The sequence below is a fragment of the Paenibacillus chitinolyticus genome (genome assembly GCF_045038035.1).
GTDB lineage: Bacteria > Bacillota > Bacilli > Paenibacillales > NBRC-103111 > Paenibacillus_F > Paenibacillus_F chitinolyticus_A.
In genome coordinates this window covers 1,082,022-1,095,130 of the sequence record NZ_CP173427.1, presented here as the reverse complement: position 1 = coordinate 1,095,130, position 13,109 = coordinate 1,082,022, and the positions used below count along the sequence as shown (strand labels likewise).

The 13,109-nt window shown below is 46.6% G+C and carries 16 protein-coding genes; 4 read left to right on the top strand and 12 right to left on the bottom strand.

Annotated elements, in window-relative coordinates:
* Positions 1-55: 55 nt before the first annotated feature.
* Complete coding sequence (locus ACI48J_RS05030; RefSeq protein ID WP_326055639.1) at positions 56-409, top strand: DUF3243 domain-containing protein; 354 nt, start codon at positions 56-58, stop codon at positions 407-409.
* A gap of 114 nt (positions 410-523) precedes the next feature.
* Here ACI48J_RS05030 and ACI48J_RS05025 read toward each other — a convergent pair whose 3' ends face one another.
* Together ACI48J_RS05025 and lipA are read right to left on the bottom strand one after the other, a co-directional pair.
* Complete coding sequence (locus tag ACI48J_RS05025) at positions 524-1,324, bottom strand: YutD-like domain-containing protein (RefSeq protein WP_405081982.1); 801 nt, start codon at positions 1,322-1,324, stop codon at positions 524-526.
* A gap of 32 nt (positions 1,325-1,356) precedes the next feature.
* Positions 1,357-2,241, bottom strand: coding sequence for a lipoyl synthase (gene lipA / locus ACI48J_RS05020; protein ID WP_009673125.1), 885 nt, complete (start codon positions 2,239-2,241; stop codon positions 1,357-1,359).
* 257 nt (positions 2,242-2,498) lie between these two features.
* On the opposite strand from lipA, the gene ACI48J_RS05015 reads away from it, so the two are divergent.
* Entirely contained in the window at positions 2,499-3,536 is a 1,038-nt protein-coding gene (locus tag ACI48J_RS05015; protein WP_326055636.1) for a M23 family metallopeptidase, read from the top strand.
* Positions 3,537-3,809: 273 nt separating this feature from the next.
* On the opposite strand, the gene yunB is transcribed toward ACI48J_RS05015, so the two are convergent.
* On the bottom strand, positions 3,810-4,622 hold the full coding sequence (gene yunB, locus ACI48J_RS05010; RefSeq protein ID WP_405081981.1) for a sporulation protein YunB: 813 nt from the start codon (positions 4,620-4,622) through the stop codon (positions 3,810-3,812).
* A gap of 145 nt (positions 4,623-4,767) precedes the next feature.
* Between yunB and ACI48J_RS05005 the strand changes: the two genes are divergently transcribed.
* Positions 4,768-5,265: a hypothetical protein gene (locus tag ACI48J_RS05005; RefSeq protein WP_405081979.1), complete on the top strand. Its 498-nt coding sequence runs from the start codon at positions 4,768-4,770 to the stop codon at positions 5,263-5,265.
* Positions 5,266-5,492: 227 nt separating this feature from the next.
* Here the strand turns inward: ACI48J_RS05005 and ACI48J_RS05000 are convergent, their stop codons facing one another.
* The 8 genes from ACI48J_RS05000 to ACI48J_RS04965 all read right to left on the bottom strand — a co-directional run bounded on the left by ACI48J_RS05000 (position 5,493) and on the right by ACI48J_RS04965 (position 11,898).
* Complete coding sequence (locus ACI48J_RS05000; protein WP_405081978.1) at positions 5,493-5,924, bottom strand: hypothetical protein; 432 nt, start codon at positions 5,922-5,924, stop codon at positions 5,493-5,495.
* Entirely contained in the window at positions 5,914-6,411 is a 498-nt protein-coding gene (locus tag ACI48J_RS04995) for a MauE/DoxX family redox-associated membrane protein (protein WP_405081977.1), read from the bottom strand. Before ACI48J_RS04995 ends, ACI48J_RS05000 begins: the two co-directional genes overlap by 11 nt.
* A gap of 28 nt (positions 6,412-6,439) precedes the next feature.
* Positions 6,440-6,817 carry a hypothetical protein gene (locus tag ACI48J_RS04990; RefSeq protein WP_405081976.1) on the bottom strand — a complete coding sequence of 126 codons (378 nt, stop codon included), beginning with the start codon at positions 6,815-6,817 and terminating at the stop codon, positions 6,440-6,442.
* 277 nt (positions 6,818-7,094) lie between these two features.
* Positions 7,095-7,526 (bottom strand): hypothetical protein, encoded by a 432-nt coding sequence (locus ACI48J_RS04985; RefSeq protein ID WP_405081975.1) that lies wholly within the window; start codon positions 7,524-7,526, stop codon positions 7,095-7,097.
* Positions 7,527-7,547: 21 nt separating this feature from the next.
* Complete coding sequence (locus tag ACI48J_RS04980; protein WP_405081974.1) at positions 7,548-9,332, bottom strand: ATP-binding cassette domain-containing protein; 1,785 nt, start codon at positions 9,330-9,332, stop codon at positions 7,548-7,550.
* On the bottom strand, positions 9,329-9,808 hold the full coding sequence (locus tag ACI48J_RS04975; protein ID WP_405081972.1) for a hypothetical protein: 480 nt from the start codon (positions 9,806-9,808) through the stop codon (positions 9,329-9,331). Before ACI48J_RS04975 ends, ACI48J_RS04980 begins: the two co-directional genes overlap by 4 nt.
* A 605-nt stretch (positions 9,809-10,413) precedes the next feature.
* Positions 10,414-11,232: a TrmH family RNA methyltransferase gene (locus ACI48J_RS04970; RefSeq protein WP_405081971.1), complete on the bottom strand. Its 819-nt coding sequence runs from the start codon at positions 11,230-11,232 to the stop codon at positions 10,414-10,416.
* A 6-nt stretch (positions 11,233-11,238) separates the two neighbouring features.
* Positions 11,239-11,898: a TrkA family potassium uptake protein gene (locus tag ACI48J_RS04965; protein ID WP_326055630.1), complete on the bottom strand. Its 660-nt coding sequence runs from the start codon at positions 11,896-11,898 to the stop codon at positions 11,239-11,241.
* A 114-nt stretch (positions 11,899-12,012) separates the two neighbouring features.
* Between ACI48J_RS04965 and sspI the strand changes: the two genes are divergently transcribed.
* Complete coding sequence (sspI, locus tag ACI48J_RS04960) at positions 12,013-12,216, top strand: small acid-soluble spore protein SspI (RefSeq protein ID WP_009673179.1); 204 nt, start codon at positions 12,013-12,015, stop codon at positions 12,214-12,216.
* 112 nt (positions 12,217-12,328) lie between these two features.
* On the opposite strand, the gene ACI48J_RS04955 is transcribed toward sspI, so the two are convergent.
* A complete protein-coding gene (locus ACI48J_RS04955; protein ID WP_405081970.1) occupies positions 12,329-13,051 on the bottom strand; it encodes an MtnX-like HAD-IB family phosphatase in 723 nt (240 codons plus the stop codon).
* Between the last annotated feature and the right edge of the window lie 58 nt (positions 13,052-13,109).

Sequence of the window (13,109 nt, the reverse complement as noted above, 5' to 3'; positions counted from 1 at the left end):
AAGGGTAAGGATGTCTTGTAACATTATACTAACCTTATACAAGGAGGCGTTAACGATGACAGAACAAAATCATATGGTCGACAAAAACGGAACTTTGGATACAGGTAAAGTGAATGATGTCATGAATCGCATGGATACGGGTGAGAAAGAACAGATTCTGAAAAACTTCGAGGAGTTCAAATCTTACCTCGGAAGCCGCGTCCACCTGGGCGAAAGCCTCGGTTTGGGTGAAGAGCAGCTCGCCAAAACGGCCGAGAAAGTAGCAGGCTACCTGGCTGCTCACGAGGAACCTCGCAATGCGGAGGAAAATCTGCTCAGAGAGCTCTGGAATGTAGGCCGCGACGAAGAGCGTCATATGCTTGCTCACATGCTGGTCCGCCTGGCTCAAAAAGCGAACAAAGCAAACTGATCGTTGCCGGACTTTCCCTTTGCCGGAAAGGCACACACATAAAAAAACCTCTGTTTGTCCTTATGCATAAATAAGGAGGAACAGAGGGTTTTGCTTTTTACTTGGCAATCTGAATTATTCGGAAGATTCCGGACCGGTTGGCGGAGCCGGAGTTTCGGCCGCTTGGGAAGGCTTAGGACGGTTGTTGTTCTGGTTGTTGTTCTGGTTGTTGTTCTGGTTGTTGTTCTGGTTGTTGTTCTGGTTGTTGTTCTGGTTGTTGTTCTGGTTGTTGTTCTGGCCCTGGCCGCCGCCCTGACGCTGATTGTGCGGCTTGCCGTCGGTCGAGCGCTCACCGCGCTGCTGGTCCCCGCGGGGCTGTCTGGGCGGACGCGGTTTACCCTGCTTCTGGGAAACCTGGGCATCCGCACGGCCGCCGTCCTGCTGGCGCTGGGAGCGGTTAGAAGAACCTCTCTGCTCCTGCCGGGATTCTCTAGCCTCCTGCTTATGGTCGGCACGCGGCTCCCGGGTATCGCTTTTGCCTTCGCGGGACTCCTGCTTGGCCTCCGCTCTGGAAGCACCCTGTCCCTGGCCCTGATGTCTGGAAGGCTTGGGAGTTCCCTCCGCCGCAGCTTCTTCCTCCGTCTGTTCGGGCGGGGTGTGCTTGCCCGGAAGCTTTTCAAGAATAAAATAAGCGCATCCGAAGTTGCAGTATTCGTTTAAATAATCCTGAAGATAGACAATCGAAGATTCCTTGCCCGCTTTGCTGTGATTCTCACGGAAAAATCCTCTGAGGCGCAGCTGATTATAGCCCCAGTCACCCACTATATAATCGTAACGTTCGAGCACTTCGCTGTAACGGTCCCGGAAAACTTCCTGATTCCAACCGTTCCGGTGTTCGGTGACCAGCTCGTACGCTCTGCCTCCGATATGAATCATGTCCCAATTCCTCCCCTGTATCCCGGCGTCGGTTACGGAGCGGACGTCTGTGAGGCCGATCGAACCTGCTCATGTGCATGGTACGAGCTGCGGACGAGCGGGCCGGATTCCACATGCTTGAATCCGCGCTTCATTCCTTCTTCCTTCAACAGAGCGAACTGCTCCGGCGTATAATATTTTTCTACGGCCAAATGTTTTCTGGTCGGCTGCAAGTATTGTCCGATCGTCATAATGTCGCAGTCGTGACGGCGCAAATCGTCCATGGTCCGCAGGATTTCATCCCACTCCTCGCCCACCCCGATCATGATGCTGGACTTCGTCGGAATGTCCGGGTTCATCTTCTTCGCCCGCGCCAGCAGCTCCAGGGAGCGGCTGTATTTGGCTTTGGCCCGGACATGATCGGACATGCGCTCGACGGTTTCGATGTTGTGGTTCAGAATGTCGGGTTTCGCATCCATCACGATCTGCAGGGAAGCTTCATCGCCCATAAAATCGGGAATCAGCACTTCCACGCTGCAGAACGGCACTTTACTCCGCACGGCGCGGATCGTCTCGGCGAAAATCGTCGCGCCGCCGTCCTTCAGATCATCGCGCGCAACGGACGTTACGACGCAGTGTTTGAGTCCCATCTGAGCGGCGGCGTCGGCTACGCGTTCCGGCTCTTGAAGATCGAGCTCGGTCGGCAGACCGGTTTTAACGGCGCAAAAACGGCAGGCACGGGTACAAATGTCGCCGAGGATCATGAAAGTGGCCGTACGGTTCGCCCAGCATTCGTGAATGTTGGGGCATTTCGCTTCTTCACATACCGTGTGGAGCGTTTTGGAGCGCATCATGTTCTTCAAATCTTTAAAGTTATCGTCGGTGTTCAGTTTTATTTTCAGCCATTCCGGCTTACGCTGTAACGGTTTAGTTGCCATTGCTTGCTCCACCTTTTGTTCGCAAGGGTTGTAAGGCCTTGCGTTTTTTCTTGTAACGTTCCCGATCCGAATACTCGCCAATCCATTCAAGGCAAGAAACCTGACGGAAGCCGGGCTTTTTTTATTATAGCACGAATGTACAAACAATCCACGCCGCTTTTCTTCACTTCCGGCCGTGCATTTAATTGGGCCTCTGCGGGATAAATCCACCAAGCCTGTACATCCTAATGTCATCAGCACCAAGAAGAGGTGATTGCATGAAAGGAATACTGCCGTCCAAAAGGCTGCTTGCGGGCTTATTAACGGCGTGCCTCGCGGCAGGCCCCCTCACGGCGACGGCAGCCGAGCCGGTCAAGGTGCCTCCTCCGGCCGCCAAACCGCAGCAGCCGCCGGATGCCGAGCGCAAAGAGCTTCTGCAGAAGGTAAGTGAAATTACAGGGATACCGTGGCCCCTGCTCGCAGCTGTGAACCGCTATGAATATACGATGAACAAAAGCCGCAAAAAAAACGTCCCCGAAAGGCTCATCGACATCGACTTTCCGGAGTTGACCTGGGTCGGCATGCTTAACCCCGACCATGAAGACACCGACCCGGGGAGCATCTCCTTTTTCGGCGGCGTCGGGGTGGACGGGTCGGGCGACGGTCTTGCCGACCGCGGCAACGACCTCGACCGTCTGGCCGCGATGGCCAGGCTGATGCTGCGCCATGGAAACGATCCCGAAGATATCCGAATTTCCTTGTGGGAGCATTATTCCAATACGCGCAGCGTCGAACGCATTGAACAATTTGCGGATATCTACGAAAAATTTGGCACGCTCAGTCTTCACGAGCACGCCTTTCCTCTTCCGATTAAAGCGGAATACTCCTATCGCAGCACGTGGGGAGCCAGCCGGGGATGGGGCGGTTTCCGCATCCACGAGGGAACGGACCTGTTCGCCGGCTACGGAGTTCCGGTGCGCAGCACCAGCTACGGCATCATAGAAGTAAAAGGCTGGAACCCTTACGGGGGCTGGCGGATCGGCATACGCGATCTCGATAATATTTATCATTATTACGCGCATCTTTCCGGATTCGATAAAAAAATCAAGGAAGGCGACGTCGTAGCGCCCGGACAAGTCGTCGGCTGGGTCGGCAGCTCGGGGTACGGGAAGCCCGGTACCTCCGGTAAATTTCCCCCTCACCTTCATTTCGGCATGTACAGGGACAGGGGCCTGGCGGACTGGCCTTTCGACCCCTACCCGTCGCTGAAGAAATGGGAGCGCGAGGAATTTAAAAAAAGAGCGGCGGGGAAATGACCACCCTCTCCCTCTCCCGCCGACCCCTGTGAGTCAAAACAAACAGGCCTTCTCTGAAGAGAGGGCCTGTTCTGTTCCCGGCGTCCCCTGCCGGCAAAGACGGACCGAGCCCGGCAGAAGCTTGCCGCACAGCTATTCACACCGTGCGAAGCTCCCGGTACACAGTGTTTGTCGCCGCATAACAGCGATCAACCACTGCTGCCCGTAATAAGGCGAAAAAAGGCGGGCTTAGGCAGCTTCGGGCAAGCCTCTTCAAACGGCTGCCCGCCCGGATCACTCCGCCTTTTTCTCCTCCGCTCCCTCGGGCTTGGTTACGCCTTCCGTATGAGCACCGGGCTGCTGCTTTCCGCCGCTCCCTGCTGCCGGCTGTCCTTTGAGATTGGGCAGAGAAATGCTCGGGGGCACCGCATCCTTGCTCGACCCGACGGGATTCCCCTTGTTGTCGAAATAATACATAGGCACGTCGCCGACAACAAGCGAATAGGAAATCGGAATTTCGGTTTCGACGATTTCAGGTTCGGAATCGAACGGTATGATGACAGAGACCTCGGCGACGATCCGGATATAAACTTCGACGAGAATCATGTTGATGCCCGCGTTTTCGTGACGGGTGCTGAGGTCCACCTTGACGGCCCCTGCCGGCGTAATCCGGATCGGGATATTCGGACCGAAAGAAGCGAGAATGGCGCTTCCCATCGCCTGCCCGAGAGGGATATGCTCGGGAATCGCCGTCAGCCGGTTCAACTGACTTTGAACGGCCCCGCGGGTTTCGGCGGTAATCCGCATATGCTCGGAATAATTAAGCATAAACCCGGATACTTTTCCGCTGCTGTCCGTTTTCCAGTCGATCAGCTTCTCGAAGTCCGTTCCTCTGGAAATCCTATCGGAAATCGCTTCATTGATGGATTCGGTGGCAATCTGCTTGACCCGCACTTTCGCCAAATTCATCAGCGGTGGCTTCAAATTCCGCTCGATCATAATAAACGACTGCAGCGAGACAAGCATAAAAATGAGCAGCACGATGAACAGCCTTTTTTTCCAGCCTTGTTTGCGGGTCGGCCTGCTCTTCCATCTTTGCCGGATCATCCGTGTTCCTCCCTGTCCTGCGGCATTACTATTACCCTATGCAGGCTCGTTTTAAAAAAGAAGGCTCTTCCCGGTTGTGTGTCCCGTTCCAACAGGATATGATACAATCAGCAATTAAATCATGGAAGCTATAACGGAGGCAGCTATGCTCACTTTTGAACAAAAAATCGCCATTATGGAATCTTTCCCTGAACTCCAGCGGAAAAACGTGTCTCTCGGACGTGTCAATTTTCATTACGAGGATAGCGCTTATGATAAAAAAACGGTCGGCTACCATTTTCATCCGAACGGAAACGGGTACATTTACGCCGGGCAGATTAAGGACGCAGAAACGGACGACAAAGGTCTCGTCAACATCCGGGATTACACGGAAGAGCAGCTTCGAAATCTCGCCGGCGCCGCGATCCGGTCGTTAACCGCCGGCGCGGAAACGTCCGTTACGGAATCGGGTAACATACCCGCTATTTCCGCCCAAGACGAAGGCGAACAAACCTGGGCGGATGCCGACGGCCATGTGCTCACCGTCAAACCGGAAGATGACATGTGGTTTATTCATGCGGGACTGAACCTGGATTCCGTTTTTGAAACCTACGAGGAAGCGGTCGAGTATCTGGAAGAGGAAGGTTTTTCGCGCAGGAAGTAATCATCGTGAAGATTTAATGAGTTAAGGTACGAATACATCATTCAAAAGAAGCCGGAGGCGATTACAAGGCGAGGAACCAGAGGGAAGAAGAGAGCGTCAAACAAAAATATTTGTTGATTTTTAATTATCAAGAAGGCGAAGGATATTCGCCGGGAAACCAAAAGCAGCCAGAAATTTCGACTCTCGTAAAACCGGGGGTCATTTTTTTCCACCATCAATAAATAACTCTATTCATTGTTTCGCCGCTCGTTCAGATATTCGGCAACTTCGTATATGATTTCATACTTAAATTTCTTTTGAATAATTACTGCTGAGAATCCTTCTCTTGGCTGCATATATGTTAACGATGACTCATGCACAGTGATATGCTTTTTCCAAGTTTTTTTCTTTATTTCATAAAGCCATTTTGGGCCTAAAAAAAAGATGGTTTGTGGTACGTTAAATTCTTCTCTATCTGATAATATTGAATCGATTTCAGAATAGTTATTGGACCTATGGTCTAACCAAATAAGTTCACCATCTGTTTTTCCACTTATTTGACCGATTTGATTAAATATGGAGCTTAATTGCTTATATTCTTTAAATTTGTGCTTTGCAAAAAAAAAGATAATGAGCATAAACATCGCTACATTCATGTACCCTAAAAAATTAGGCAGCATTTGTTTTTTGTACCTCTCTTTTTTCCGAAACTAAAATAATCAATAAAGAAAGCCAAATCAGAAACAAGATGACATGAAAATTAAAAAAGAAACTTGTCTTACTTTCCGGAAAAAATAAGGTGGCAAAAGTGATTATAAGGAGCACAATATTCCTCCTTATCGGATATCTATTTAGAAAAGAAAGATTCCCGAAACAGGAGCAAGCACTCTTTTTAGTTTCTTTGTTTTTCTTCCAGGTAAGCAAATTAAAAATAACAAGCATAAACAAGCACACTATCTGTTTCCAAAAACTAAAAAGATCAAAAACAAATGAAATTATAATTCCAATCTCAACAAAGATAATTAAATAGCTTGCTATGGCAATCAAATAAGAGGGAATGACATTATAGGAAGAAATTTCTAGACGAAAATTATGGAGACTTCTTACCTTCATTATAAAAGCCAGCAGAAAAAATTGCGCCAAAACTACTCTCAATAAATAATCCATAAATTGAACCTCACATACTTTTTCTCATCTAATCCAAATAAATCTGAACCGGATACCAATTTATCAGGTCACCGTTTATGTATATCTTAAAAAGGATTGTACCAATGGTCTCAATCAATAAGGTATAATCAATATGTTGATCAACACCGGGCACTTCGTCGGGTTTTCTATAATTTCGGTGAACATAACTGGTTGTCCCGATCACCTCGTTCGACGGATCTATGATTTTTATTTCGGTACTTACCTCTTCGCCTTTAGGCATATCAATAATCTTAATAAGAAGAGAGAGGTTTATTACCGCCGGTAACGCTTGAATCGTCATTTGATTAATGACTTCTCCCAGCATGCGAGTTTTTCTTTCCCCGTCAAAGTGCATTTCATTACAAATGATGACTTGTGTGTGCAAACAAAACAAACCTCCCTAAAACGAAATAGGAATAGGGGAATATTATTCCCCTATTCTTTGGAAAATTTAAACCTTAGCAGCAGCCGGACAGTACTTCGCAAGGAACAGTCTTTACAGTACCGCTCTTTTCTTTGCAAGTAAGGTTTTTCGTAACCCAACGCTGTTGAAGATACGTTGTGCTGCCGGACTGACAACCGCCTTGTTTGCAGTACGCTTGAATGACGTCAGAAACAGATACTTCAGTCATTCCAGAAGGGCAAACGCAAGCCATTATTTTTCACCTCCTTTCAATAAAATTCATAGCCTCCATATGGTTCATAGCAGCTTTATAATCATCCGTATTATAGATGGTTCCTTGAGTTATTAAATTTTTATGTTCATCAAACTTTGCCATAAAGGGGAATTTCAAATCCGTGAATAGATTTTGTTTTTCGGCATCATCATAGGGGATAACCGTGAATTCCCAATTAAAGTATTGTCGCATATCTGCAATCTCTTCAATTTCCCCGTCTGAGAATAAAATGATCTTCGCCTGTGTATCTAGGTCGCTAATTTCATTAAGGTTTGGTAAGAGATCGATACAGTGAACGCAAGATAAGGAGGTAAAGAACAAAATAACCGGCTCTTTAAAGTCACAAATTTTTATGTTTTCTTTGTTATAGGCAGTCAAGTTTTCATGAAGTAAAGAATTCCAATCCATTTTGCTCATGTTAAATGCTCCTTATGTTTATTATTCACTTACAGCCAAGAGCTCTTTTTCTTCTTCATACCATTCTTTTTGCGATATCCACATTTGATAGTAGTTGCCTTTAAATTCAATTAACTCATTATGATTGCCGGCTTCGATAATTTGTCCTTGTTCCATAACAACGATTTTGTCTGCCTTTCTAGCTAAACCGACACGATGAGAAATGATTAAGGTCGTAATATTTTTACAATGGTTTATGATATCATTGAATACTTTTATTTCAGTTAAAGGATCTAGAGCCGAAGTAACTTCATCAAAGATAGCTAACTCCGGGTTTTGTTTGAAATAGAAGCGAGATAGAGCCAATCTTTGCCATTGCCCTCCGGATAAATTTACAGAACCTTCGTCAATAAACCCTACTTTGGTTTCTAAACCGTTTTCAAAATGAAGACCGACATGCTGCAAGACACTGTACATGAACTCATCATTCTGATATTCTTCCATATTTCCTATGGCAACATTGTCACGAACGTTGGTGTGGTACTGAATAAAGTCTTGAAATACCACACTAACTTTGTTATAGATGCTCTCTTTTTTTATATCATTGATAGGAATACCATCTACTAATACTCCATCTTCCTGGAGCGGATACAATCCCAACAAAACCTTAACGAGTGTCGATTTGCCGGATCCGTTTTCCCCGAGTATAACAACCGTCTCGCCTTTATTAATGGATAAATTGATTCCTTTAAGAGCCAATTGTTGAGTATTCGGGTAGGAGAATTTCACATCTATCAATCGAATAGAAGTTTCGAATTTAAATTCGAACTTACTGTTGTCTTCCGTAGTCATAATGTCAGAATAAGTTGACTTGTCGAACTTTTCTTTATGCAAATAATTTTGGGAAATTAGCGTTATCTGCTCTATGACGATAGAAAAATTGGATATCGTTAATCCAACAGCCATAGTAACTAAGACATATTCCCCCATAGTAAGAGGCGCACTTTTCATTAAAATGGCAAATATGAGTATGATCATGGCATCAAACATATGAGCAATAGCTTCTTGCTGCCTATGAATTTTGCTGTTCATTTTCTCAGATTGCAAACATAACTGGTCAAAATGTTCCTTTTCATTTTTCCATTTTCGTTTGAAGTGTTGAAAAGCTCTATAGATGGTTAATTCCTTTTGATTCTTTATGCCTATCATCAATTCAAACAAATAACTGTGTTTAACGGTTTTACGTTGAATCTCCTCGTCCAGTTCGACTCTACGCCTTAATTGTCTTATATTGAAAAGACCTTTTATAATCCCAAAAGCAAGTGCTGACACGCAAAATACTAAATCAACATTGAATAAGAGCTTCAGACCCATGAGTAACGTAAGTATTTTTATGCACAATTGTATAAATTGAAAATATAACTCATAAGTCTTACTTTTCATATATCTTAAATAGGATAAATCAGCATTAAATTTGGGATTTTCTTTTACCGACAGACTCAAACGTTCAATTTGTTCAATCAGTTCTAAATCAATTTTATTATTGAAATCGCGATTCATTTTAGTGTTTTTGATTGAAGAAACTGAATCCAGATAGTTCGTTACGATTTGGGTTAATAAGAGAGAAAATAACGAGATATAAAACAATTTAGTATTTGATGAAAACAAAGTATCGACAATTATTTTAGAAAGGTAAATACTAAAATAGGTTGAAAGTGAATTTAAAACTAAGACAAACAATATGAAAATAACCGTAACTTTGTTGAATAAATATACAGTTTTAAAGGAAGAGAATGAAAGCCTGATTGCATTTGTTAATTTCTTCATCCATTTCTTTCCTCTATTACACGTAGTAATGGTTTAATTAAATTGAAAACGTGTTCATAACTGTTAACAATTCCGCCGCCAATTATTTGCCCGATCTTATTGACTACAAGCATATACGGAACAACCTGGATATTTAGTTCTGCCTCCAAGCAACTCATCTCATGAGCGTATAATTTCAAACCCTCATGTTTATCACCCAATTCGGAAAATTCCTCTTCAGAATAGCCTTCGCAAAACATAGCATAAGCAATTTCTTGATGTTTATTGAATGTCTCAAGAGCAATGTCCATATTGCATGCAGTGCAGTGTTTACTGAAAACGAATATAACACCTCCGAACTCAGTCTGCTTCAACCATTGGAGCGATTCTTTTGTTTTTCCGTTTAGTAATTGGATTTGATCTGGAATATAACCTCCGATCTTATATTCTTGCAGAGTAGAGGATTTGAGAAACCTTCTGTGTTCTAAAGTATCCATCCATCATGCCACCTACTTATATTTTTCTTTTTTTAAAAATTAACTTATTTGTTCAATATCTTCATAAATAATACTACATTTTCCATTTTTGTTTGTACATGATACCAAAGAACTAAAAAAGTAGTTCTTATGATCCATTAAAAGAAATAATTTCATGCTTTTTCTTAAAAGATGGTTAAACTAAGAAACATTTTAAGGTTATAAGGGATGATTTTACTTGGTAATTATAGACAATTTAACGACATAGAAAAAATTTATTAACTAATTATCTGACATAAAACATTGTAATAAACTTTATTTATGCCTGCTTTCTAACAACACCTCGGTATATTAAAGAGGCAATGCATACGATCTGCTGTGTCTGTTACATAATTCTAATTTTTCCTTGGGATACTCAACGGAATGCACCTCAGTCTGAAAACAAAAACCTCGGAGATATTAGGTCATTCTTCTTTTCCCAGGAAACATATATCTATAATGAAAAAGCCGGTAACAGCAAATTTTTTTGCTGTTACCGGCTTTTTCATTAGTTTTATACCTATCTTATATCTCATTTAACGAACAAATGAATGTTCATTATGAACGTTACTCATATCCCAAAGAATCTATTTCTGACCGGCAAGCCGCTGCCGCGACGCCTCGAAAAGCAGCACCGTCGTCGCCATCGCCACGTTGAGCGACTCCGCCTGCCCCTGCATCGGGATAATCACCCGATGCGTGGCAAGCTCCCCGGCCGCCGCGGACACGCCGCGGCCTTCGTTGCCCACCACGAGCCAGGTAGGGCGGGTCATATCGAGCGCATAGCAGCTCGAATCCGCCTGAAGGCTCGTGACGACGATCTGCCGGCCCGCTTCACGCGCGGCCGGCAGAAGCTCCTGCAGATCCGCCTCCACGATCGGCAGATGAAACAGCGATCCCATCGTCGAGCGGATCGCTTTGGGGTTGTACAGGTCGACGGTCCCCCGTCCAAGCACGACCGCAGAGGCACCGACCGCGTCGGCGCTGCGGATAATCGTGCCCAGGTTCCCCGGGTCTTGGACCCCGTCGACCACGACCACGAGATCGCTGCCGGTATCGGCCAGCAGCGTCTCGGCCGGCTCCGCCGGCTTGTCCACCACCGCGAAGATTCCCTGCGGTGTTTCCGTGTCGGTGCAGCGCTCCATAATCGGGCGCGTCACCGAAACGGTCTCTATCCCGGCCGCCTCGGCATGGTCCGCCAGCGAGCCGGGCAGGCCCTTGTCCGCCTCGTAAACGAGAGTGCGGACAGGAGCGCCGGCGCGGACGGCCTCCTCGACGAGATGAATCCCCTCGATGAGGAACGCGCCCGCTTTCTGACGGCCTTTGCGGTCCAGCAGCCCGGCCCACTCTTTTACTCTATTGTTTTGCACGGACGTGATGTCCGGCTGATTGTATGCTTGTGCCATGGTTGATTACTCCGAATATTCGACTTCAAAACGTTTTAAATCTTTGTTGTTGCCCAGCACGATCAGAATTTCCCCGGGCTGGATAGGCGTTTCGACGGGCGGAGGAATAATCAGCTGCTCCTGCCGCTTGACGGCGATCACATTACACTGAAATTTCGCGCGAAGGTCGAGATCGCGCAAATTTTTACCGACCATCCGGTCGTTGGCCTTCATTTCCAGAATGCTGTGTTCGCTCGACAATTCGATATAATCCAGAATATTGGGCGATATGAGATGATGGGCAACCCTTTGCCCCATATCCCGCTCGGGATAAATGATTTTGTCCGCGCCTATCTTGCGCAGCACCTTGCCGTGAAGATCGTTAGCCGCTTTAACGACTATAGTCGGAATCCCGATGTCTTTCAGGAGAAGCGTAGCCAAAATGCTGGCCTGTATATTTTCACCGATTGCCACGACGACAACGTCGAAATTGCGTATGCCGAGCGCCCTCAAGGCCTCTTCGTCGGTGCAATCCACTTGTACGGAATGCGTCACAACCGTGGATATTTCCTGGATTCGCTCTTCGCTGTGATCCAGTGCCAGAACCTCGAAACCGAGTCCCGTCAAGTTTTTGGCTACCGACGATCCGAAACGGCCCATTCCGATGACCGCAAACTGTTTTTTCATGGCATTCCATCCTTACGCTTTAGGATACCTGATTCTGAAGTTTATTATAGCATGATTGCCTTCGTTTTCGAGCATATTAAAGACGAAACCACACGGAAGCGAGGCGTATAAGGCATGATCCTCAGTTTGCGGCAAGCGATTGTTCAACGGGTCGAAGGAAAGTCCAATGACGAGCTGAAAGAAATCATCGACGATTCCATTGACGGCCAAGAGCAGGCACTTCCGGGACTCGGTGTTTTATTCGAAGTGATTTGGAAAAATATCGATTCCGAGAAGCAGTCCGAGCTTGTTTCGGCATTGCACGATCATTTGACTTAAAACCCGGCTAATCATCGCCGATCTGTTCCCGCCCGGGCGGTCGTCAACCGAAAGGCGGCAGCCGCTGTTCGCCAGCCGGCTGCCGCCTTATTAACTTTTTTTATAGCCTTGATCAGAATTTACAAAAGCTGTGCCCAGCCGGTTCCCTGCGCTCCGGGTTGCCGGTCAGAAAATGCTTTTCCCGCTCCTGAACCGTCTTCAAAATATCATGAAACGTGGCAAACGGAAAAAAAGAGATTTCCTCCCGCGTCAAATAGCGGGCCAGACTGCTGCGGGCAAAAACCCAGTCGGCATAGGCCGAGCCGTAAATATCGCTGCTGCCGTCGCCTATATAAATGACCCGGCAGCCTTCTTCTTTCAGCTTGCGTACAACCCCGGATTTGCAGCAGCCGCACCAGGAACAGGCCGGGTTCGTGTTTTGCGTCCCCAGCGTGTACGCGCCGTCCTCCCCGTATTGAATCGGGTTGGAAATAACGGTGTCAACGGTGACGTGATTGGCGGCCATGATGCGGTCGATATAATATTTCATTCCGTCACTGAGAATGGTCACGGGAATGCTTTTGGTTTTACAATACGCCAGAAATTCCTCGGCTCCGTCCCTCAAATTCATGCGGTCGGCGATGGCGTTCACTTCCTCCTGCCGGTCTCCCAACAGGCCGTAGGACGTGTGGATCCATTCCCTTGAACCGATTTCCTTGTTCAAAAAACGCTCCAGCTTCTCCCGGACATCCGGACGTTCCTCCACGCCAAGTTCCTTCATCAGGGTCGCCCCTACATCCTGCTCCATCAAAGTGCCGTCAAAATCGGTCACAACGACCAGCTGTCCCTTCTCCAAACGATATCCGCTCCCCTGTATACCCCTTTATCCTCCGTGAAACCTGCCGTGCGGGCAG

Coding starts and splice junctions, on each gene's coding strand:
- yunB (WP_405081981.1), bottom strand. CDS start 4,622: ATGATCCGGCAAAGATGGAAGAGCAGGCCGACCCGCAAACAAGGCTGG.
- ACI48J_RS04975 (WP_405081972.1), bottom strand. CDS start 9,808: ATGGATACTTTAGAACACAGAAGGTTTCTCAAATCCTCTACTCTGCAA.
- ACI48J_RS04980 (WP_405081974.1), bottom strand. CDS start 9,332: ATGAAGAAATTAACAAATGCAATCAGGCTTTCATTCTCTTCCTTTAAA.
- ACI48J_RS05005 (WP_405081979.1), top strand. CDS start 4,768: ATGCTCACTTTTGAACAAAAAATCGCCATTATGGAATCTTTCCCTGAA.
- ACI48J_RS05030 (WP_326055639.1), top strand. CDS start 56: ATGACAGAACAAAATCATATGGTCGACAAAAACGGAACTTTGGATACA.
- sspI (WP_009673179.1), top strand. CDS start 12,013: ATGATCCTCAGTTTGCGGCAAGCGATTGTTCAACGGGTCGAAGGAAAG.
- ACI48J_RS05025 (WP_405081982.1), bottom strand. CDS start 1,324: ATGATTCATATCGGAGGCAGAGCGTACGAGCTGGTCACCGAACACCGG.
- ACI48J_RS04985 (WP_405081975.1), bottom strand. CDS start 7,526: ATGAGCAAAATGGATTGGAATTCTTTACTTCATGAAAACTTGACTGCC.
- ACI48J_RS04965 (WP_326055630.1), bottom strand. CDS start 11,898: ATGAAAAAACAGTTTGCGGTCATCGGAATGGGCCGTTTCGGATCGTCG.
- ACI48J_RS05000 (WP_405081978.1), bottom strand. CDS start 5,924: ATGCTGCCTAATTTTTTAGGGTACATGAATGTAGCGATGTTTATGCTC.
- ACI48J_RS04995 (WP_405081977.1), bottom strand. CDS start 6,411: ATGGATTATTTATTGAGAGTAGTTTTGGCGCAATTTTTTCTGCTGGCT.
- ACI48J_RS04970 (WP_405081971.1), bottom strand. CDS start 11,232: ATGGCACAAGCATACAATCAGCCGGACATCACGTCCGTGCAAAACAAT.
- ACI48J_RS05015 (WP_326055636.1), top strand. CDS start 2,499: ATGAAAGGAATACTGCCGTCCAAAAGGCTGCTTGCGGGCTTATTAACG.
- lipA (WP_009673125.1), bottom strand. CDS start 2,241: ATGGCAACTAAACCGTTACAGCGTAAGCCGGAATGGCTGAAAATAAAA.